The following is a 21,467-nucleotide window of genomic DNA, read 5'->3' as shown; positions in this document are numbered from 1 at the left end:
GCTGGTGAGTTCAGTAGGGCGGGGCTGTTGAGCATTTATTGGTGGCTAACATGCTATTTTTTCACCCCATAAAGCTTTTTTAGCCGCATCAAGAAATTCATCCCCAGCAGTCGCGCGTGCCAGCATGTTGGCAATTTGATCGTGCGGTGTTGTCGTGACGGTATTGAGCGCTGAAATAGAAAACGCCCCGGAATTCAAAAGAATTCCAGGGCGCTAAAATTTGGCTCCTCTGACTGGACTCGAACCAGTGACATACGGATTAACAGTCCGCCGTTCTACCGACTGAACTACAGAGGAATCGTGTGAACGAGGCGAATAATAGCGGGGGTGGTGCCGTTTGTCAAAGTAGAAAAACATTAAAAATGCGCGTTTGCTGAGAGAATGAGCTTATTGGCTTGTTTTTCAGCAAACTTGTGCATTTTCTAGTCTTTTATTGAATTTTGATTCAGATTCATTGGTCAGTGTTACGGTGTCACTTTTACTAACTGACTGTTTTTTACTTGGTTACCAGCATCATCAAAATATATATAGTCCAAGGTGAGTTCACCGCTGAGTGATGTGGGGGGATGCTCAAATTGATATTGCCGCTGGGTGAATGGAGTCATCATCATGTTCATCTCCTGCGCGATGATATGGCTTTTCTGGCGGTCTTTTAGCTGAATCTGACCGAATGAAACGTGATATGGCGTGGGGTTATGAGCAGTGAGAGCATATTTTTGATTTTGTTTTTGCAGGGTAAAACTGACCTTTTTCATTGCTTCATCGGGTTTAGGTGTTAATCCATTGGGACGATAGAAAATCTTCATCTGGGTGTTCATTGCTATCGCCACTTGAGCATAAGCCTCAGCATTGCGGTTTGATTTTGGTGGGATTTCATACAAATTAAGCCAGTACACGGATTCCCGATCCGTGGGCAGATTGTCACCTTTATTAATGAGTCGCAGCCCTTGTGCGGCTCCGGGCTGCATTTTAAATACCGCAGGTAACACCATAAAGGGCGCTTTAGCTTGATCTGGTGTGCTGTCCACATCCCCATCATCTATCCAAGTTTGTACCACGACTGGGTAATCATTGGTATTCGCCAGCATCAGCGTGCGTTCGCGTGACTCTGGCTGATAAATGACTCGGGTTGAGGCTGCAACCAGGCCCGCGATAGCCGGTTGATTAACACTGAATATAAGCAAAAATAGACAAAAGTATCTCATTGTATTTTCACCAAAACATAGGCGGTGGCATCCACTTTACCGGCTGTCGGAGTGCCGTTAGGCAGTTTTTTTAATGTCGCGGTAAAGTGATGTAGATAATTGTTGAATCCCGCAGCGTTACTGCCATTGGCACTGGCTCCTGTGAGAATCGGGTACCAACCGGCACTGGTCGTGGCGGCACAATTGCTGATACACCCGCCCCAGCCGACAAAATTCATGGCATTTCCGTTGCTGTCACTGAGACTGATCCCAACGCCAGTGGCAATACGGCTATCAGTGCCATAATGATCGGAGAGTAAGTAACTGACCCCGCCAGCAGAATTGACCAACCCTAACCCTTGCGCTATCAAATACCCCGGTAATGATGTTTGGATACCCAGCGCTGTTTGTCCACGATTAATACCCGATTCTGTGCCGGATTGGCATTCGATATCGACGGTGATTTCTGTGCTACGTGTTTGATTATCATTGAGTTCATTGACGGTGATAATGGGGAAAACCACATAAGGCGTAACATTGCGCACCACACAGGTATTTTTACGTGTCAGGATAGAAACCGGCGAGGTATTCATACCAAATGCCATATAGCGACCTGTTCCCCAAGTCTGATAATTAGTCGCTGAATCATATCCGGTTTCCGGCACTGGCATGCCGGGGCCTTTGAATACCACATAACCATTAGGCTGATTACAGGTGTAGCTGCCGGAATAGTTGTCTGCCGCAGGTCCAGGGCACCCCCAACTGGAAGGGCCTGGAGTGCGATCCACCGAACCCACCTTTTTCAACTCTGCACGTATTTGACTGAAATGCTTGCCTTTAATCTGAATTTTATTACCCACTACATCGTATTTTTTTAGCGGGACTTGCTGCCAGATTCGGTTGAACTCGATGCCACTCTCGACGTGAATCAGTTTTAATGCGGTATAAGGGAAAAAGGTCTGAAAATAGTTGTCGCCCATATTGGTGTAGCCACCGACATTGCTGTCGCCATTAGTGGCAAACACTTCAAATAAACTGTCTTTATCGGCCACATCACACTCATAGATAACAGCTTCAGGGTCTGACCAGAAGCGGGCAGGGACTAGGCTGATGATGCTGGAAGCCAAAATTGAATCAACGGGTTGAATGTAATTGCTGGTTATATTGACGCTGCCGAGTTGCAATGAAGCGCCGTAGTTATCGCCGCCGATATTGGCACCTTTCCAGACGCATTGAGCATAGCCGGGCATCGCGAAACTCAATAAAACGAGTGAGAAAAATAATCGCAAGCGACGAGAGAAAAGGGGCTTATCTCGGTAGAGATGAGTGCGGTGGCGTATCATAGGATTCATACTGTTTCTCTGCTTCAATGCTGGGTAACGACACACAAGGCATCGAGTTTATACAGCTGTTTATCATTGTTCGGCGTGCCTAAATCGTAATCTAACAGGCAACTTTCATTGACGGCATCTCCCCATACCAATAACAGCGTCCCACTGGCATGTTCAGCGCGTAAATAGGCCTGACTGGCTTGGCCTACCATCCCGATCTCCACATGTTGAGGGGCATCGCCGTCCTTGTTATCAGCGGTGCCTATGGTGCTGTAAACCACCGCCCCCATAGGCACTTGGCTACCATCAGACAATTTGACCGTCACTAAGAGGGGGTATCCGCTGAGGGTACGGAACTTAACTTTCACCGCTGAACCCGCGTAGGGAGCAATTTGCCGCTCGCCATCCTGAAGTTCAGTATTGAAATCCATCCCATCGGGATCGAGGGTGATGGTATTGTAGCGATACGGCGTCAAGGTTGGGACCAAGGCATAACCGAAACGGTCAATTTTCGCCCCTTGTCCATACATCACTTTGGCCCCACTGGCACCTTTGGCCTCTATCAGCGCAAAAGTATCACTCAGATATGGCCCCAACGTGACACCGCCGCTGTGGAAGGCCACCGCACCTCGCGCACTGGTGGAACCTTGCCAATAACCAGGGCTGCGTGATGCACTGCTGCTTAAGCTAGTACTTGGCAAACGTTTTTGTAAACTGCCACTAAAGGTGTTTTCTTTGGTTTGTTCACTGCGCGCGAAGTCCATACTGTAACTGGAAGACTGATCGTCACCCATCACACCGGCGAGGGAGGTTTGATAACTCGCACCACTGACCCGGCTGTTAACCGCTCCAGCGGAGATATAAGGTGCTTGTGGGCTGCCCCCTAATGGGAATGAAATGGACATTTGCACCACAGTCTCATTAGTCGCGAGCTGATTCGCTCCGTTGGCTGCTGGCATACCGCTGCCGGGGTCGACAAAGTAAATTTCATTGTTGCCGCCACCGGTTTTTTGCTGTGAAACCGCAAGGTTAAAGCTGGTATTGCGCCATAGGGTATTGGCATAACCCAGTTGCAACTGGGTATCCCGCTTGCGCGAATTACGATAATCCTGCGAAGAGGCGGTTAAATACAGCGAACCGTAATTGTTGAGATTCTGGTTAAGTGATATCTCAGCCCGGCTGCGCTGTTGGTAAGTCCCTGAGCTCCATGCTTTGCCATGACTTGCCGCCCGTATGCCCAAAACATCACTTAAATCACGATAACCTTCAGTGGAATAGCGGTAGCCTGCGACGGATAATGTGGTGTTGGTCGCTTCAAAGGTACGGCTGAAAGAAGCACGCGCCATCCAGCCATTCTGTTTTGTATTGCGGGATGAATCGCTATTATCGGGTGAATTGATATTACCGGGGAGGTTGGCATGTGAATAGGTCGCATCCAACCCCAAGGCCCCAATATAGTGAGTGAAAACGCCTCCCAGCATAACGGCCTGATATCCAGAGGCTATGCGCACCCCAGTATTGGCCGTAATAGCATTACTGACCCCCTGTTGGTAAGTCAGTTCGCTGAATACCTCATGGCTACCAAGATCACGAACCTGGCCGACTGCAAAGTTGTAGCGGGAATATCCGGGGCGTAATGATTCGGGTACAGAGGAGAAAGGCACTTGGAAGGTACTGATACTGCCATCGGCTTCCTGAATCTCAACAGTGAGGTCGCCACCAAAATTGGTGGCAGATAAGTCATTGAATTCAAAAGGGCCGGGTGAAACGGTGCTTTGGTAAATTGACCGATTATTTTGATATACCGTGACTTTTGCATTAGTCCTGGCAATCCCTCTGACAACAGGAGCATAGCCCCGTTGCGACTCCGGCAACATGCGGTCATCCGTGCTTAGGGCTATGCCGCTAAACCCGAGACTGGAGAAAAATTGGCCTGAGCTGAATGTCTCACCCAAGGTTATTTCACTGCCAATAGTGGGCAGGGCGCGTTGGCTGTACAACCGGTTAGATGTCCAGCCTGCTCCACGAATATCGTCGTAGCGCAAAGAACCTTGCTGACGAAAGCGCCACATCCCAGCATTGATACCACTGTTCAAACTCAAATAGCTTGAATTGGTGCTGCGTTTAATTCCCTCTTTGTTATAGCTCACATGATATTGGTTTAAGTTGTAATTGCTGAAACCAATAGTTTCTCCCGCCGTAAGATTACGGGGGTCAACATAGCCGCGCGGGACATGCTTAACAAACAGTTGCGGAACCGATAAATCAAAACGCAATTTGGCATAATCGAAGTGATAGTCACTGGCTGGCAGCAGGGATTTAAAATCCAGGCAGTTATCTTCCGGATTGGCATTTTCTAGCGCATTTTCATTAACGCCAGCTTGTAGCAGTTGTGACACTGATAAGCAGGGAACAACAGCATCACCTTTGGTGATAAACATCAGCTCGATACGATCAACAAATTTGCTGTTCATATAGATATCAACCTGGTATTTGCCTGCTTCATAACTGTCTTTTTTATTAAAGCGGGAGATGGAACCCAAGCCGAGGGTTGAGCCGCGCAATAGCGCATCTTCAAACACATATTCGTCTTGTTTGCTCTCATCTGCCGCTGACACGGAATGACTGACTAACAGACTCTGTGTGAGCAAATAGGATAGCCAAGGAGCAAACCTCACGGGTTATCTCTGTCGTCAGGCGCGTTCAGGGTCATTATCACAGCAGCATTACAAATGGTAGTCGTAGGAGATGCTGGTGCCATAATCATTAACCATGTTCAGCGTCAACAATTCGCCTTTTTTGGCTTTCACCCCAGAAGGAAAAGCCAGGTCAGTGGTTGAGTTAGGAGCAAACATCTCATTGGTAGCAAATGAAATAGTTTTCCCATCACTGACCAGTTTGGCATCGCGCAGGCTGATATAATAAGCTGTGGGATTATCTATCTTGATTTTGTCGCTGCTGGTACTTTCCACACTGACACGAATCTTTTCACCTAAGGTGTCGACATTTTCTTTTAATGCTGCTGGGCGATAAAAGACTTTCAACCGGTTATTAACGATCAAAACAAGCTTGTTCTCAGATTGTGTATTTTCTTTTTTTAAGGCGGGAATTTGTAAGAAATTCAGATAGAAAACCGATTCGCGATCTTTAGGTAAATTATGCTCGATATATGACAAACGGACTACTTGCCCACTTTGTGCTTCCATACGGAATATTTGTGGCGTCAATGCAAAAGGGACATCACTTTTTGATGGCGAAGACTGATTATTTCCGTCATCCATCCATAATTGGACCAAATTGGGGTGGTTATCTTTATTACTGAGCTGTAACACTTTCTCCCGTGTACCCTCAGGATAAATGATTCGTGTCCCTGTCATGACAACACTGGCTTGCGTCCATAAGGGTACGCCGCTAAGCAGCAACAACGAGCAGGCGATAATTTTGTGGGCAATCAGTGTCATAGTGCTTACTTATCCTTATTTTTTCTAGTTTGTATCGGCTCCGTTACCGGTTGGCCAACATATTCATGAAGTCGTTCGGATTTCACGAATAGTCAGGGGTAGGTGATCGCATATTGAGCTGAAGCGATAACGCTCCCAGCAGTCGCGCGACCTTCTTCCGTAATATATTGAGCAGCTAAATCCTGTGATGCGGATGTCGCGCCAGTGACCAGCGTAATTCCAGGAACTGAAACACTGCCTCCAGACATACGGATTGGTGCGCCATTAGTGTCAAGTAACTGAATAGCGACGTTTTTTGCTGTCCCAACATTGCCCAAATTACCTGCGGGTGTGACATTCATCCCTTGAAAAACGGAACTAATTTTGGTGTCTTGTATGGCGATGTTGCAGCCAGTAAGGTTGATAGTGAAATTAGTTTTACCGGCGATTGAGTTAACTTGATTCAAGTTACTGGTCGAGACGGTTGGTAACAGAACAACGGGGGTGTTGGCTGTGCCATTGATATCAACCATACAAGTTTGTTCGGCAACTTCTCCCTGAAACTTGATAGTGTTATTTGAAGTCGCAGCTAACGCTATGCTCGGTAGGGTGAGTAGCGCCAACGCTATTAGTGTTTTTCCCATGAGATTCCCACTTAAATTTATGATGTTTCTCCCCATCATTCTTCAAGCTGCATGTGTGTTGACGGCAACTCGAATTATTTAGGGTATATTTTTTTGTAAACGGCGATCTTTATCATTCAACAAAATAAGCGATTATTACGTTGAAGATGATCCTCCATTATGTGTATTCACTACCCGGTTTTGGGGCCGGTGGTAGTGTAAGGGGAAAGCCTGAGCGACAGAATGAGAGGCGTCCTTGTTTTATATGTGAAATTTCCCACAAAACCTGTAGGAACTTGTCCTTTTAAAATGAGGTTGAATTATAATTTTCACTTATTACAATGAGTTATGATGGATTCTTATATAAAGTTATATTTTCGTCATTAAATATAAATAATCAGAAATTAAAAAAGCCCGTCAAAATTCTGACGAGCTTTCAGTAATAACATCATTTTAATTTCTATTTTATGGCGACGGGCTGTCTATCTCAGAGTATGAAGCTATCAAATTTACCAATAATTGGTTCATCTCAGCCAATAGCGCCAGATAGCCAGTACCATGAGCCAAAGCAGCATGTCTATCTTGTTCGTGCAGTAAGGATTCGAATTTAATACAACTATCTACCAGTATCTGGGCATCAATTAATTGTACACCACCCTTAATCCGATGAACCAAACTCGCCATTTCTTTATAAATATCAGCAGAAACTGTGTTGTCATCATCAACAGTGAGGCGCGTATACAGTTGTGTCAGCACCCCGGTATCGTGCATATTGCTTTCCAGTAAAAATTGTAATAATTGCAACTCCACTTCAGCATTGCCTCCCGATAGGGATTTTAGTTTATCCTGCGCTGCTACTAGAGGAGATTGTTGTTTAGTAACAACAAGATATTCGCTCTCACCTGAATTTATCTCTTCCTGCTGACCGCGATTCTGCACTGTAACATCATTAATCACAGTGTGATGATGTCCCGTATCCACATAACTGCCAATAATCTCCTGACGCAGCAAAGTGGTGCGCAGCGTATCGATAGTCACGGGTTTAACCATGCAGTCATTCATCCCTGCATCATTGCAACGGGTGGCACTTTCTTCCCGCGCATCAGCGGTGCAACCAATGATGATCATATCTTTCATCGTCGCACTATTACGGATGTGGGTGGCCAGTTCGTAACCATTCATCAGCGGCATATTGTAATCCGTGATGACAGCATCAAAACTATAATGCTGCAATATTTGCCAAGCTTCAGCGCCATTTTCGGCACTCATGACTTGCTCGATACCAATAAAGGCTAATTGTTGCTGTAGCAATTGGCGGTTAGCGGGTAAATCATCCACCACCAAAATACGCAAGTTTTTCAACTGATTAAGTTGATTTTCATCTACGTCAATAATGATTGAATCTGGTGGCAAATCACTGATTGTGGCAATTTCCAGCGGCAATGTAATAAACAGACTGGTTCCTTTGCCAAGCTGACTTTCTAATGTTATTTCCCCACCCATTTTGTGAATCAATTGATGACAGATCCACAGCCCCAGACCGGAGCCACCGAAACGCGGTGATTTACCCTCGTTAGCTTGGCTGAATGGCTGGAATAATGTGGCCTGTGCCGCAGGGGAAATGCCAATACCGGTATCTGTAATATCGATATTCATTACGCCATGTTTCTCGTCAATGGCCTCCCAGGTGATATCCACTGACACACCGCCCTGTTCGGTAAACTTCAGGGCATTACCCAATAGATTGCCCATCACCTGCCGTACCCGCAGCATGTCAACCATCACCAAATCAGGGATATGGTCATCCAGCCAGCCAGAGAATCTTAGATTGCGTTCATCGGCGATAGGCTGATAAATCGTGAACATCCGCTCTATTTCCTGACGGAAATCCACCACAGTAGGGTGAACACTCAACTGCCCGGCTTCGATTTTGGCGGAGTCGATGATGTCATCCAGCAGTAGCATCAGTGATTGAGCTGATTTGGAAACTGTCACCAGCGTGTTTTTATCCACCGGCTGGTCACTGCGTATTTCCAGCTCCAATAACCCCATAATGGCGTACATTGGTGTGCGCAGTTCATGGCTAATCGTCGCCAGGAACGTACTCTTAGTGCGGTTAGCACTTTCGGCTTCGACACGGGCGGCTTCCAGTTCGCGCTCAACAGTTTTGCGTTGGCTGATATCCAGCCAGCCGCCCAGCAGACTGCGTTCCGCATTATCCAGTGGAATAATCCACAGGAAAATATCACGCAATTCATTGTTGATCTCAAGAGACAAATCCACCATTTGGGGCTGTCTGTCTCGTAAGACATAACGACAATATTTATCTATCTCACGATCAAGTGGGCTGGTCATTGGCCAGTGGGCTTGCTCAGTCTTCTGATTGAGCATGTCGTTCAGCTTATCTTGATGTGCAGCGGCAAAGTGACTGTTATAAACCGCTAATTCACCTTTTTTAGTGCGAATAAAAACAGCGAGTGGCAGGGCATTAATAATGGATTCTTGTTGCCGTAAACGAGCCTGTAACAACTTGGCCTGGCGGCGTTTATTGAACACCAGATAACAAAGATACAAGCCGAAGACCAACAGCAGACCGGAGCTTATTTTTAGCGCCAACATTAGCCATTCATTCTCCAATGAATGCTCATCAAAGGAGGTCGGTTTAGGTTTGAATGTACTCCACTCACTGATCAGATTGTCTAACTCTTCCGGAGGAATTGACTCAATGACTTTATCAATGATGGCTTTTAATTCAGGTAATTTCGGGCTGATGGCAAATGCCATCATCAAAGGTTCTTCTCCGGTGACGGCCACCGTTTTAATATTGGGAGTGAAGTTCTGTGCCGACAGGTAGTTAGCGGTCATCATATTCTTGATAATCGCATCGACTTTTCCTTGTTGTAACCAACGCACTAATGTCATGGTATCAGGCGCGTCTACAAAGGTGATTTTTTGGGCTAAAAGAGGGTTGCTAATAATTCCACCGGAAGTGCTGCCCGCTTGTATACCGACCCGTTTGCCCGCTAAATCCGCTACGTTGTTGATATCAATGCGATCTTCTCGCGTCAAGATGCCCCACAAAGATTGGGCGACAGGCAAGGAGTAAAGGTTGTTGCCGTATTGCCCATTACGGACTGCCACAATGGGCAGCATATCTATTTTCCCAGCAATAAAATCACGCATCGACTCACCGGTATCTTTGCTATAAACCGGTTTAAATTTAATCCCGGTTCGGCGTGAAATAATATCAATGAGATCTATAGAAAAACCGGCCATTTCGCCTGTTTGGCGATCACGAAAAATCAGCGGAGCCAGATCCAATGGCGCCACATAACTCACCACCGGATGATGTTGAATCCAGGCAACTTCTTGTTCTGTCAAAAGTAATTTGGCATCAATATTGTAATGATGCTTACTGCCAAACCAGCGCTGTTGAATATCACCCGTGGCCCGGCTGGGCAGTAATTCCAGAATCTGATTAATGTAATCGATCAGTTTTTGATTTTTTTCCAGCGCCAGAAAGGTGTAAGGGGCGGGGTGATAAGGGGCAAAATTACGAATTTGCAATGTCAGCAGTTGCAATTGGTCAATCAAATAGTTGGCTGATGTGGCGTTGGAGACAAACACATCGGCATTACCATAGGCTACAGCCAGTAATCCTTGCAATTGATTCGGATAAGCAACGATTTTATCGGCATGATAATTAAACAAAAACTCCGGTGAGAGTGGCTCATTATTCACGATGGCCACCGTTTCCGGATGGGTGCGTTTGGTGGGATCCCAATTTTTGCTGCGAACCTCCACATGCCGGTTAGTAAAGAAAGCATGGGAAGCAATCAGCCCTGGTTGAGCGGGCATCGGGGTGCCAGCCATTAAATCAACCTGACCATTTTCTAATGCATTCAATACCAAGCCATAATCACAATAACCAATCATCTGAAAAGAGAGTTGGCTGGCATCACTGATGATTTTTAGATAATCCGCAACAATACCTTCAATAGAAGTATCATCGCGATTCACGACAAAGGGTGTATTAGCATCAATAACCACCCCCACTTTCACAGTACGCCGGCTTGATTGGCGCGCGTCAGTGGACGGGGGCAGCAGTAAGTCTTCACTGTAACTGTTCGCGATACTGTGTATTGTCAATGGTTGACCAGTATCACATCCCTGACGGCTTGTCATTGGGGCTGCATAAAGTTGCCCACTTAGTAATAGCAAACAGCACAGTAAAATGCGTAAAGAGAACAAACGATATAAAGATAACGCGGTACGCGGTAAATTAGACCAGTCTGAGCTAGACCAAATTATGGGTATGCGCATAATCCGCCAGTTCAATTACAGAACTTAGTCCTAGTTTAGTTAGGATACGTGTTTTATAGGTACTGACAGTCTTGTTACTGATAAACATCTCATCGGCAATCTGTTTATTAGAGAGACCATTGACCAGGTAACGTAAAACATTAATCTCGCGTTCTGACAACAAGCGAGCCCGATTGACAGGATCATGACTTGAGGGTTGCCCAGCTAATTGGGTCAAAGTCTCAGATGGGAAGAAAGAATACCCACGTAATACGTTCTGTGCAGCAAAAAGAATTTCACTAATATCTTTATTTTTACTAATGAAGCCATTCGCGCCGGCTTGTAATGCTCGCACAGCAAAAACCTGCTCATTTTTAGCGGACAAAAATAATGACTTACCGGTAAAACCACGTTGCTGTAGTTTTTTCAGCAATGAAAAACCATCAAAGTTCGGCAGTTCAATATCGATAATAACCAGATCAACAGGATTATTTTTTAATGTTTCTAGGGCTTCACTGCCGTCAACTGACTCGTAAATAGTTGAAAACTCATTGCTTTGTGACAGTAAAGCACGAATAGCGACACGAATTGCTGGGTGGTCATCAACTATCATTACTGATTTTGTCATGTTATCTCCGTAAACCGTTATATCTTGGGATTCGCAGAGTTAATTCACTGCTGCTCGTTAGCACCGATCGACTTTAAATGATTACCCAAGATGAGATAAACAAGAACTGCTACTGCCGATGCTCAAACTATTATTATACCCGCCATACTACAAACTGTATGTGCGTTAGCTACCTTTAATCACCCAAATCATTGACTCATCAGAGTTCTCTTGCTTGCCGCTTTCCTGCCACACGAATTATTTAGCGTATATGTAAGGTACTATTTCGGTGATTTTAATCTCTAATTATAGATTATCAAGAAAAGATTCTTACTCATGTAGCGGCTGCTTAACCAAATTCATACCATCAGCTTTATTCTGCTTAGTGAATTGATTATAAAAGAGTTGGGATTTTTTTTATTAAAATTCGAATTAATCATTCAAAAAAAGAGAAAAAATAGTCAAATAATCATTCTAACTGTAAAAATATCCGATTTTTCATTACTGCATGTAGGAAACTTCCATGATATGTCGTTTATCCTATTCCAGTATAAATATCAGATAGATAGCAAATTATTTTATAATGGATTAATCAGGGCGAGGGAATGAAAAATTCATAATGGTGCTTTAAGAATCTCGCTATTACGATAAATGGTGAGATCAAAACCAAAGCAAAAAGCCCGCTTAGTTTCCTAAGCGGGCTTCTCTAATATGGCTCCTCTGACTGGACTCGAACCAGTGACATACGGATTAACAGTCCGCCGTTCTACCGACTGAACTACAGAGGAATCGTGTGAACGGGGCGAATAATAGCGGGGTATGAGGTACATGTCAAAGGGGAAACAGTAAATTTGGATTGTTTGCTTACAGTTTGTGCAACTTGTTGAGATTTTTAGCTTTTAGCTCAATGTTTACCCACAAAAAAACGATTTGATAACCAGTAAAATGGCGGGCAGTGGTGTGATCAGACTGCCCGCCGGGGCATTTATTGTGGGGCATCCGTTAAGACAAACATACCATACGGATGAATTTGCAGGTAATAGCTGTCGCCGGGAGCGGGTTGTAATTGTGTGGCATTCACTTGCAACAATAATGATTGGCCTTGCCAATCGACCAGAACTTCATATTGTGGCCCCATATAAGCCACTTTATTGATAGTGCAGAGCTGGCTTGGGTCACCTTGTTGGCTCAACGTAATGGCCTCAGGCCTTACTCCCACGGTAGCTTGCTGATATCCATCAGCAAATCCCTGTGGACGCGGAATGTGATAACCAAAAATTTCGACGCTATCACTGTTGATCCGTGCTGGGAAGACGTTGGCATCCCCCATAAAACTGGCCATAAAGTGAGAAGCTGGGTGGCGGTATAATGTCTGCGGTGCGCCAATTTGCATGATTTTGCCTTTATTCATGACCAATACGGTATCAGAAACGGCAAAAGCCTCGCTTTGGTCGTGTGTGACATACAGCGAAGTAATATTGAACTGCTGCTGTAATTCACGAATTTTATCGCGCATGCTGCGGCGCAGGTTGGCATCCAGGTTACTGAGCGGCTCATCAAACAGCAGCACTTTGGGCTTCAGGATAAGCGCCCTTGCCAGCGCCACGCGCTGTTGTTGCCCCCCCGATATTTGATCAACAAAACGGTCAGCAAACCCCTCTAAATCAACCAGTGCCAGCGCTTCTTTCACCCGGTCGCGAATTTCATTTTTTGGGCGACCCAACATTTTTAGACCATAACCAATGTTTTCGCCGAGCGACATATGCGGAAACAGGGCATAGGACTGAAATACCATACAGATATCGCGTTGCTGGATAGATCTATCCGTTACATCTTCACCGTCGATAAAGATTTGTCCGCCAGTGGGTTTTTCCAGCCCAGCCACCAAGCGTAATACGGTGGTTTTGCCACAACCGGATGGCCCCAATAGGGTGACCATTTCGCCTTTTGGAATAGCCAGATTTAAATCATCGATAACGGTATTGGTGCCAAAACGCTTGGTGATATGTTTGAGTTCGACAAAATGTTTCTTATCAGACCCATGATTTTTATCAGATTCATAGTTTTCGTTAGTCATCATATTAAACCTTATCAGTGCGCCGTTATTCAGCATTACTGGCTTTCGAGCGGGCAATACGCGCTTCGCCAACCAGATAATCAAACAGGAAGATGATGGCGAGCATCACCACAATCAGAATGGAGCCATAAGCAATTGCGATGCCGTATTCACCATCTTCCACCCGATTAAGGATGTAGGAGGTGGCGACTCGCGTGTCCGGCGTCACCAGGAAAACAATGGCACTGACGGTGGTCATCGCCCGCACAAAGCTATAAATCAGCGCTGATAAAATCGCCGGGCGCAGCAATGGCAGCAAAATATAAATCACAGTACGCAGCGAACCCGCTCGTAAGCTGAGCGAAGCTTCATCCAGCGATTTATCCAGTTGTCCAAGACCCGCAATCCCGGCACGTATCCCGACGGGCACATTTCGCATCACCATCGAGATAATGACGATGGCCGCAGTGCCGGTCAGATACACTGGCGCACTGTTAAAGGCCAGAATATAGGAGACCCCAGCAACAGTACCCGGCACGGCGAAACATAGCATCGTGCTGAATTCGATGGTTTTTTTGCCACGGAATTGCTGGCGTACCACGATATAGGCAATGAGCAGCCCCAGAGCGGCGGTGATAGGGGCGGCAATACCGGCATAGAGCAGCGTATCGAGCAACGAAGGCCATGCGCCATCACTGAAACCTTGCCCAAATAGCTGGTTAAAGTTATTCAGTGTCAGGGTGTAATCAACCCCCCAGTTGACGGTGAAACTGCCGTAGAAAATGCTGCCGTACAGCAACACGTTAAAGGCAATCCACACATACAGCATGGCCGTTGTGCCCCATACCAGTGAAACCGGCAAGGGCTGGACATCGCCACGCGAGGACTTACCGGAGATGGTGACGTAGGAGCGCTTGCCTATCCACATATACTGGATACAGAAGATAAACAGCGAGAACATTAGCAGAATGACACCCAGGGTCGAGGCCGCCGGATAATCAAGTTGAGCGCCGGTAATATAGAAGTAAATTTGCGTGGCGAGCACGTCAAAGTTCCCCCCCAAGACCAGCGGGTTACTGAAATCAGCCAGTGATTGCACGATGACTATTAAGAATGAGTTCGCCAATGCCGGTTTTAACAGCGGCAGAAACACTTGCCGAAAAGTCTGCCAGCGACTGGCGCGCAAGGTATAGGAAGCTTCTTCCAGTGACGGGTGAATTGTTTTAATCGCGCCGTCGAGGATCATAAATGACATCGGCGTAAAGGCCAAAACTTGCGCCAACCAAATACCGGTAAAACCATAGAGCCAGTTAGTGTTTGTCAGCCCGAACCAAGTGACCATTAACTCGGTCACGTAACCGGAACGGCCCATCATTAAGGTGACACCCAACCCAACCACAAATGGCGGGGTGACAATCGGCAAAATTGAGAAAATTCGCCCCAACAATGCTGAGCGTTTAGCAATTCTCGTGGTGTATATGGCTAAAACCATGCCAAAGAAAGTACAGCCAATACCCACTGCCACCGACAGCACGAACGAATTCCAGATCACTTGCAGGATATGCGCTTGCCCGAGGATGGCCATAAATTGCCATGGCGCAAAAGCCCCGCTTTCATCGGTAAACATCGGAATGAAGATAGCGATACTGGGATACAGAATAAAAACAGTGATCAACGCGATAATGGTGACCAGCGATCCGAGGACAAAACGATCGCCTCCCAGCCATTCAAGGCGAGCTAGCGCTAACGTAATGACCGCGCCTAATGCGATAAACAACCCGATAGTTGCAAAACCCAGTCCGCGCTCAACCCAGGCTGAGGTGATCACCACGAATAAGGCGCAAAATAGGGCGAATCCAGCATCAAATAGGTGGCGGGCACGATGTTCGCGCCCTTGTGGGGAAAGCGGTCGGAAAAGCAGCACTAATGGCAAGGCAAACCATACAATACTGATATTTAAGCTGGACCAGCCATAGGCGGCAAGTAGCTCAGAACGGCTGGCATCAAGTAGGCCATAATCCAAACTGAACGCAGGTAGTAAGGCAAAAGCAGCCACGGAGAAAGCCAACCAATAGAAAATGGTATCCCGTGTCTGCGGGAGCCGCAGAACATGTGAGTGAGTCATGGTGTTCCCCAGATCTAACCTTCATCCTTGGCGTTGCAGCAGTGTTCGCTACAACGCCAATGGCTCGGTTATAGAAAAAGCGCTAAGTTATTTTATGGTTCGCTGATTTTGTAGGCTGTTACTTGCCCATCTTGACGTCATTGACCCACTTGGTGATCAACTTCTTACGCATTTCGGTAGCACCGTAAGTGTCCATGTCGTAATTAATCAATTTCAAGTCATCGAGCTTGAGTGAGTTAGGGGAGGTCGCTGCGGTGGTGTTGGTCAGAATTTGGTAAGACTGGCCTTTCTGCCATGCCAATTCTTGCGCATCTTTTGACAATACCCAGTCAACGAATAACTTGGCGTTATCCAGGTTACGTGCGCCTTTCAGAATACTGACGCCGCCAATTTCATAGCCAGAACCTTCGCAAGGTGAAATCAGTTTCAGCGGTGCGCCTTTTTCTTTTTCCAGCGAGTAATCGTGCAAGAAGCCAATGCCAATGGTGGTTTCACCACGTGCAGCATTACGGGCAGGGGCGATGCCCGATTTCGTGTATTGCGACACGTTGGCATTGAGTTTTTTCAGGTAATCGAATGCGGCATCTTCACCCCACAATTGTGAGAAAGTGGCCAGCGCGGTGTAGGCGGTACCCGAGCTTTGCGGATCGGCAATCTGGATTTCACCTTTGTAAATTGGGTTGGTCAGGTCTTTCCAGCACTTAGGTTCTGGCAGACCTTTTTCTTTCAGGCGGTCGGTATTCACACCCAACCCTAAAATGCCGATATATACCGCAGAGGAATAGTTACCTTTGCGTTTTGCCGGATCGCGGAATTGCGGCATGATTTGCGCCAGATTAGGGGAGGCGTAGGGATAGAGTAAATCCATTTCACCGGCCTGAGACTGCGGATCCAGAGTGCCGCCATACCAAACATCAGCCTGTGGGTTCTTTTTCTCTGCATCGACTTTGGCCAGTGTGCTGCCGGAACCATTGCGAATAAAGCTGGTTTTGACATCGTATTTTTCGCCGAACGCTTTGGCTTCTTCTTCACACATCGCGTTGGTGGCGCTGCAATAAATCACCAAACGGCCTTCCGCTTTGGCGACAGTGGTAAAAGCACTCAGTGCGAGGCCCGCGGCTATCAGTGCTGAGAGAGAGGTAAGTTTCATAACATTATCCTTTTTATATTCTTATGCGCCCGTTGTGCGGGGCAAGCAGAGTTGTAGTTATAAATATGACAGTTATAAAGATGACAATTGTAGAGGTATGACTTACTTTACTTAACGTACTTTTATTGACTTAACGAACTGTTTTTAATCGATTAATACCGGCCATCAACAGCGGCATCAATAACAACCCAACGCCAGCCGATGCCAGTGTTAGCAGGGCAAAAAAGCCTTGCCAGCCATAATGTTGTAATACTTGCGCCAGCGGCCACCCCGCCAGTGCTGCCCCGAGATAAGCAAATAACCCGAGAAACCCAGTGACCGTACCGGCAGCATCTTTATGGGTATATTCGGTGGCTGCCAGGCCAATGAGCATCTGTGGCCCAAAAACAAAAAAACCGATACTGAAAAATGTCACCGACAGCAGTGGATAGTTATCTACCGGTGCCAGCCACAGGGCCGTCATGGTCAGAAACAGCCCCAGTGCGAATAACAAAATCATTGGTGCGCGCTGACCGCGAAATAACAAATCTGATCCCCAACCAGCGAACCACGCGCCAAATAACCCACCTAACTCAAACAGCGATAAAGTGGCGTTGGCACTGAGTAAATTGACGCCATGGCTCTCCGCCAACCAAATATTGCCCCAATCATTGAGTGCGATGCGGATCAGGTAGACCAGCACATAAGAAACCCCTAATAACCAGATGGTGCGGTTGCGCAAAATAGCATCGCGAAAAATACGTCCCATCGGCATGGGGGGGCTTTGCTGCTCCTGCCACTGATCTTGTGGGTCACGCCGCCATTGGCCGATGGTCGGCAAACCTTGCTGTTGTGGCTTGTCGCACAATTGCCAACACAACCAAATACCTAATACGATGCCGATGGCCCCTGGCACTAACAGTGCGGACTGCCAACCATAGTGCGAGGCCAGAAAGGCCGATAGCAAAGGTACGGCGGCACCGCCAATACTGATTGAGGTATTCCAGCAGCCCCACCAAGTCCCGCGTTCGTTGCGGGAATACCATGTGCTCAGTAATTTGGCACAAGGCGGCCAGCCCCAGCCCTGAAAGAAACCATTTAAAGTCCAGACCACCAACAAGGCGGGCAGGGAGTGGCACAGGGTAAACACCACATTCAGTATCCCGGTCATCATCAAACCGATGCCCATAATCCAGCGCGCTTGGGTGCGGTCACTGACAATGCCGGACACAAATTTTGAGCCGCCATAGGCCAAATAAAACAGGGTGCCCAGCAAGCCGATGTCCCCTTTATCTAACCCCAGCTCCAGTTGCATCACTGGCATGGCGTAATTAACACTTTTGCGGGTCAGATAAAAGGCGGCATAGCCCATCACCATGGCGGCCATCAGGCGCGGTCGCCAGTAGCGGTATCGCGCATTCACCTGTTCCGGCGTCAAAGGCTCAGGGGATATAGTCTTTGACGACAATGACGGTGCTGACATGGACTCCTCCGGTAATTGTGTTGAGTGTAAGGAAGGAAAAAGTAAAAGAGATGAGACAAGGTTGTAGATGGTTAGGAATAATGCTTAGTTATGAGGGTGTTTGATTCAGTTCTGTGGGCAGGTTCACAGAGTCGCTGGTGCGGACATGGGTCGGCAGATTGACCACCACTCGGGTTCCTAAACGGCGTTGCAATAACCAGTCGCCGCCCAGAGCGCGCACGCGCTCTTCAATACCGCGTAAACCTAATCCACCACCTTGCGGTTGCACTGGAATTCCCGTGCCGTCATCACGGACTTCCAGTGTGATGATATTGTCGGACAGGCGCAGGCTAACCTGAATATTGCTGGCATTAGCGTGTTTATTAATGTTGTTGAGCAGTTCTTGCACCAGCCGGTAAAGCGTAAACACCACCACGTCTTCGCCGGGTGTCGCGGGCAGCGCATAATCCAACTGGAAATGAATACCTTGCTCGGCGAAAGCGAATTCTTCTGCCAGATGGTGCAGGGCTTGATCCAGTGGCATTTCATCCAACACCGGTGGGCGCAATTGGCGTAGCAGTTGGCGGGTGGTTTGGTGAATACGTTGCGATAAGCTGCTGATTTGATTAGCCGCAGATTGTGCCGCCGGGGAGGGCGCACTGCGGTTGACCAGCATCGCCTGAATTTGAATGGCGGTGATGTTCTGGCCTATTTCGTCGTGCAGCTCGCGAGCAATTTCTTTGCGCACATCTTCCTCGGTGCGTACTAACCGTTTCATCAGTTTGCGGCGGGTTTGCAGTTCTTGCTCCAACTGATTGCGGTAACGGTGCAGATGTTGCGCCAACTGTTGTTGGCGGCTGATGGCGATCCCCAGCGTCAGCCCTAACAGTGCTTGAGTGGAGAGAAATAATTCCAGTTCCGCCAAATCATGAAATGCTCCACTGGCCTGACGGGTCACGGTTATCATCAGGCTACCTAACACCGCCGCCAACACCCCGCCTTGCCAGCCGAATTTGTAAGCCATAAACACATTGGGCAGAAAGACAAAAATCAGTAGCAATCGCTCCATATTGGGGGCAATAGCAATTTGCACACAAACCCCAATGGCAAAAATTAGCGAGCACCAAATCAGCAGCGAGGTGCGCAGCGGTGGGTCTGGCATCTGTTGCGAAAACAAGTTTCGGATATGCTGCTGCTTTAAATATTCATAGATGAGATAGGTGAATGGCACTAACAGAATGCCGCCAGTAAAGGTGGCGAGCAGCGTCTGGGTTAACGGCAATGGCAGCCAGAAGCCCAGCACCAACCCGTGTAGCAGGCTGTTACCGGTGACGGCGGCAAGCAACAATAACAGCCGCTGCCAATAAAGCGTGTAATGGTGCCAAAAACGTTGGGTCAGCTCAGCGGGCAGCAAACTGAGGAACGGTGACAGCATAATCAACACGGTAGGTTGCAATTGTTCACTGTGCAGCCACCACAATGCGGCGCACTCTGTCAGTAACAAGACTGACCAATAGCGGCGCGGCAGCAATATCATCAAGGCCAGCCGCAGACCTTGCGGCAGTAATAAAACGGCGTGTAAACCATCGTCACTCAGATAAAAACTAATCGTCCACAGCGCCAGCCAACTCAGTGAGAAGAAAATAGCCAGAAACAGCGATAGCCCCACTGAGCGCAATTGCCACATGTCAGTTCCCTGCCAGTAATTGATGTTGCAGCGCAAAGTGCACCAGTTCGACCGTGGTTTCGCAATTCAGTTTGCCCAGAATATTGGCCCGATGAACATGGACGGTTTTGTGGCTGAGTGATAGTTGCTCAGCAATGGATTTGACACTAATTCCATTGATTAATAACTGGAAAATCTCTTTCTCGCGCGGTGTTAACACCGCCAGTTGTTGCGGCTGCTGCGGCATATGACGCAAGGCGCGCAGGGCATCAGCACATAAATAGAGGCCACCGCCATTGACGGTGCGTAGCGCCTGAACCAATTCGTCCGGGCCACAGCGTTTAGTTAAATAGCCGCTGGCACCAGCATCCATGGCACTTTGCACAAAGGCGGTGGTGTCATAAATACTCAAAATAATGGCACGAAAATGTGGCATTTTCTGGCGCAGGCGCTTGAGCAGACTTAACCCGCTTTCGTCCGGCATTGAGATATCCATCACCGCGACCTGTACATCTGTCATGGGCAGATTGCTCCAGGCCTCTGCCGCCGAACCATATTCGCCAATAATGCGTATATCTCTCTCCAGCGATAACAATTGGGCAAAACCAGAGCGGACAACAATATGGTCATCTATCAACGCGACATTAATCATAATTTTTCATTATTGCGGAACATAGACGTGCATGATGCTCATCAATCATTAGGGTGGCAATAATTGTTATCAAAAATGTAAGAGGCTTAACATATGCGGGAAAAATCTGATGGAGAAATAAGCTATTCTCGGTGAAAAGCTCAGCGCCCCACAAGAGGATAAGGAGCGCGAAGAGGGCGTTCGGTAATGATTACACCGATTTTTTACTGCGATAGATACGCTGTGGTCGGCCCACTTTACCGTAAATAATTTCTGCTTGTAGGGCATGATTAGCGGCGCAGAATTCCAGATACCGGCGGGCGGTAGTGCGGCTTAACCCGAGCATTTTCGCGACATTTTCAGCGGTGTATTCATCGACATTATCACTAAATAATGTCTGAATTTTATCCAATGTCATTTGGTCGATACCCAATGGCAAGGTTACTTTTTGCTCGCCACGCGCATAGGTATTGTACATTTCATCAATTTGGCGCTGATTGACTTTGGTGCCATCTTGCAAGACTTGATGGCGATGACTGTAGCGAGCCAGAGATTGTTCGAGCCGCTCGTAGGCCACCGGCTTTATCAGATAATCGAAAACCCCATAGCGGATAGCTTCAGAGACCGTTTCGCTGTCGCTGGCCGCAGTGACAAAAATAATTCCACCAGAAAACCCCTGTAAGGTCAGCTCGCGTAATAAGGCCAAACCGCTGCCATCGGGCAGATAATTGTCTAACAAAATCAAATCAGGATGAAAGCGAGCCACCATGCTGCGGGCTTGCTGTAAATTGCCCGCCAACCAGACTTCATGGCAATGGCTGCTTTGCTTGATAAATTCTGCATGCATTTCTGCCAGTGGTGTTTCGTCTTCTACCACTAAAATATTAAGACATTCCATGGGGTCTCCCCGT

Annotated in this window: 15 protein-coding genes and 2 tRNA genes; all 17 read right to left on the bottom strand. The window is 47.3% G+C overall.

The window, feature by feature from the left end; genetic code table 11:
* Positions 1-45 precede the first annotated feature (45 nt).
* Positions 46-198 (bottom strand): hypothetical protein, encoded by a 153-nt coding sequence (locus tag OVO64_RS10480; protein ID WP_155409525.1) that lies wholly within the window; start codon positions 196-198, stop codon positions 46-48.
* A gap of 23 nt (positions 199-221) precedes the next feature.
* Positions 222-297: transfer RNA gene (locus OVO64_RS10475), tRNA-Asn, on the bottom strand.
* 167 nt (positions 298-464) lie between these two features.
* A complete protein-coding gene (locus OVO64_RS10470; RefSeq protein ID WP_038634012.1) occupies positions 465-1,205 on the bottom strand; it encodes a molecular chaperone in 741 nt (246 codons plus the stop codon).
* Positions 1,202-2,536 carry a fimbrial protein gene (locus OVO64_RS10465; RefSeq protein ID WP_038634009.1) on the bottom strand — a complete coding sequence of 445 codons (1,335 nt, stop codon included), beginning with the start codon at positions 2,534-2,536 and terminating at the stop codon, positions 1,202-1,204. Before OVO64_RS10465 ends, OVO64_RS10470 begins: the two co-directional genes overlap by 4 nt.
* A 14-nt stretch (positions 2,537-2,550) precedes the next feature.
* The gene (locus OVO64_RS10460) at positions 2,551-5,193 is read right to left on the bottom strand and encodes a fimbria/pilus outer membrane usher protein (protein ID WP_038634006.1); all 2,643 of its coding nucleotides are present in this window, start codon (positions 5,191-5,193) and stop codon (positions 2,551-2,553) included.
* Positions 5,194-5,241: 48 nt separating this feature from the next.
* A complete protein-coding gene (locus OVO64_RS10455) occupies positions 5,242-5,976 on the bottom strand; it encodes a molecular chaperone (protein ID WP_038634004.1) in 735 nt (244 codons plus the stop codon).
* A gap of 92 nt (positions 5,977-6,068) precedes the next feature.
* Positions 6,069-6,599, bottom strand: coding sequence for a fimbrial protein (locus OVO64_RS10450; protein WP_038639610.1), 531 nt, complete (start codon positions 6,597-6,599; stop codon positions 6,069-6,071).
* Positions 6,600-7,043: 444 nt separating this feature from the next.
* Positions 7,044-10,763 (bottom strand): ATP-binding protein, encoded by a 3,720-nt coding sequence (locus OVO64_RS10445; protein WP_186377427.1) that lies wholly within the window; start codon positions 10,761-10,763, stop codon positions 7,044-7,046.
* 112 nt (positions 10,764-10,875) lie between these two features.
* Complete coding sequence (locus OVO64_RS10440) at positions 10,876-11,508, bottom strand: response regulator transcription factor (protein WP_004391176.1); 633 nt, start codon at positions 11,506-11,508, stop codon at positions 10,876-10,878.
* A gap of 691 nt (positions 11,509-12,199) precedes the next feature.
* Positions 12,200-12,275, bottom strand: a tRNA-Asn gene (locus OVO64_RS10435).
* A gap of 197 nt (positions 12,276-12,472) precedes the next feature.
* On the bottom strand, positions 12,473-13,564 hold the full coding sequence (fbpC, locus tag OVO64_RS10430; RefSeq protein ID WP_038633945.1) for a ferric ABC transporter ATP-binding protein: 1,092 nt from the start codon (positions 13,562-13,564) through the stop codon (positions 12,473-12,475).
* Positions 13,565-13,589: 25 nt separating this feature from the next.
* Complete coding sequence (locus OVO64_RS10425) at positions 13,590-15,668, bottom strand: ABC transporter permease (RefSeq protein ID WP_038633943.1); 2,079 nt, start codon at positions 15,666-15,668, stop codon at positions 13,590-13,592.
* A gap of 118 nt (positions 15,669-15,786) precedes the next feature.
* Positions 15,787-16,818 (bottom strand): ABC transporter substrate-binding protein, encoded by a 1,032-nt coding sequence (locus tag OVO64_RS10420; protein ID WP_038633940.1) that lies wholly within the window; start codon positions 16,816-16,818, stop codon positions 15,787-15,789.
* 130 nt (positions 16,819-16,948) lie between these two features.
* Positions 16,949-18,280 carry an MFS transporter family glucose-6-phosphate receptor UhpC gene (gene uhpC / locus OVO64_RS10415; protein WP_038633937.1) on the bottom strand — a complete coding sequence of 444 codons (1,332 nt, stop codon included), beginning with the start codon at positions 18,278-18,280 and terminating at the stop codon, positions 16,949-16,951.
* A gap of 88 nt (positions 18,281-18,368) precedes the next feature.
* The gene (locus OVO64_RS10410; RefSeq protein ID WP_038633934.1) at positions 18,369-19,946 is read right to left on the bottom strand and encodes an MASE1 domain-containing protein; all 1,578 of its coding nucleotides are present in this window, start codon (positions 19,944-19,946) and stop codon (positions 18,369-18,371) included.
* A gap of 1 nt (position 19,947) precedes the next feature.
* Positions 19,948-20,577, bottom strand: coding sequence for a response regulator (locus OVO64_RS10405; protein ID WP_038633932.1), 630 nt, complete (start codon positions 20,575-20,577; stop codon positions 19,948-19,950).
* Between the two features lie 190 nt (positions 20,578-20,767).
* Positions 20,768-21,454, bottom strand: a complete 687-nt coding sequence (gene dpiA / locus OVO64_RS10400; protein ID WP_038633929.1) for a two-component response regulator DpiA — start codon at positions 21,452-21,454, stop codon at positions 20,768-20,770.
* Between the last annotated feature and the right edge of the window lie 13 nt (positions 21,455-21,467).

Source organism: Yersinia sp. Marseille-Q5920, assembly GCF_946902935.1.
GTDB lineage: Bacteria > Pseudomonadota > Gammaproteobacteria > Enterobacterales > Enterobacteriaceae > Yersinia > Yersinia rochesterensis.
Note: the sequence above shows the minus strand (reverse complement) of the source record. Positions and strands in the feature narration are given on the sequence as shown.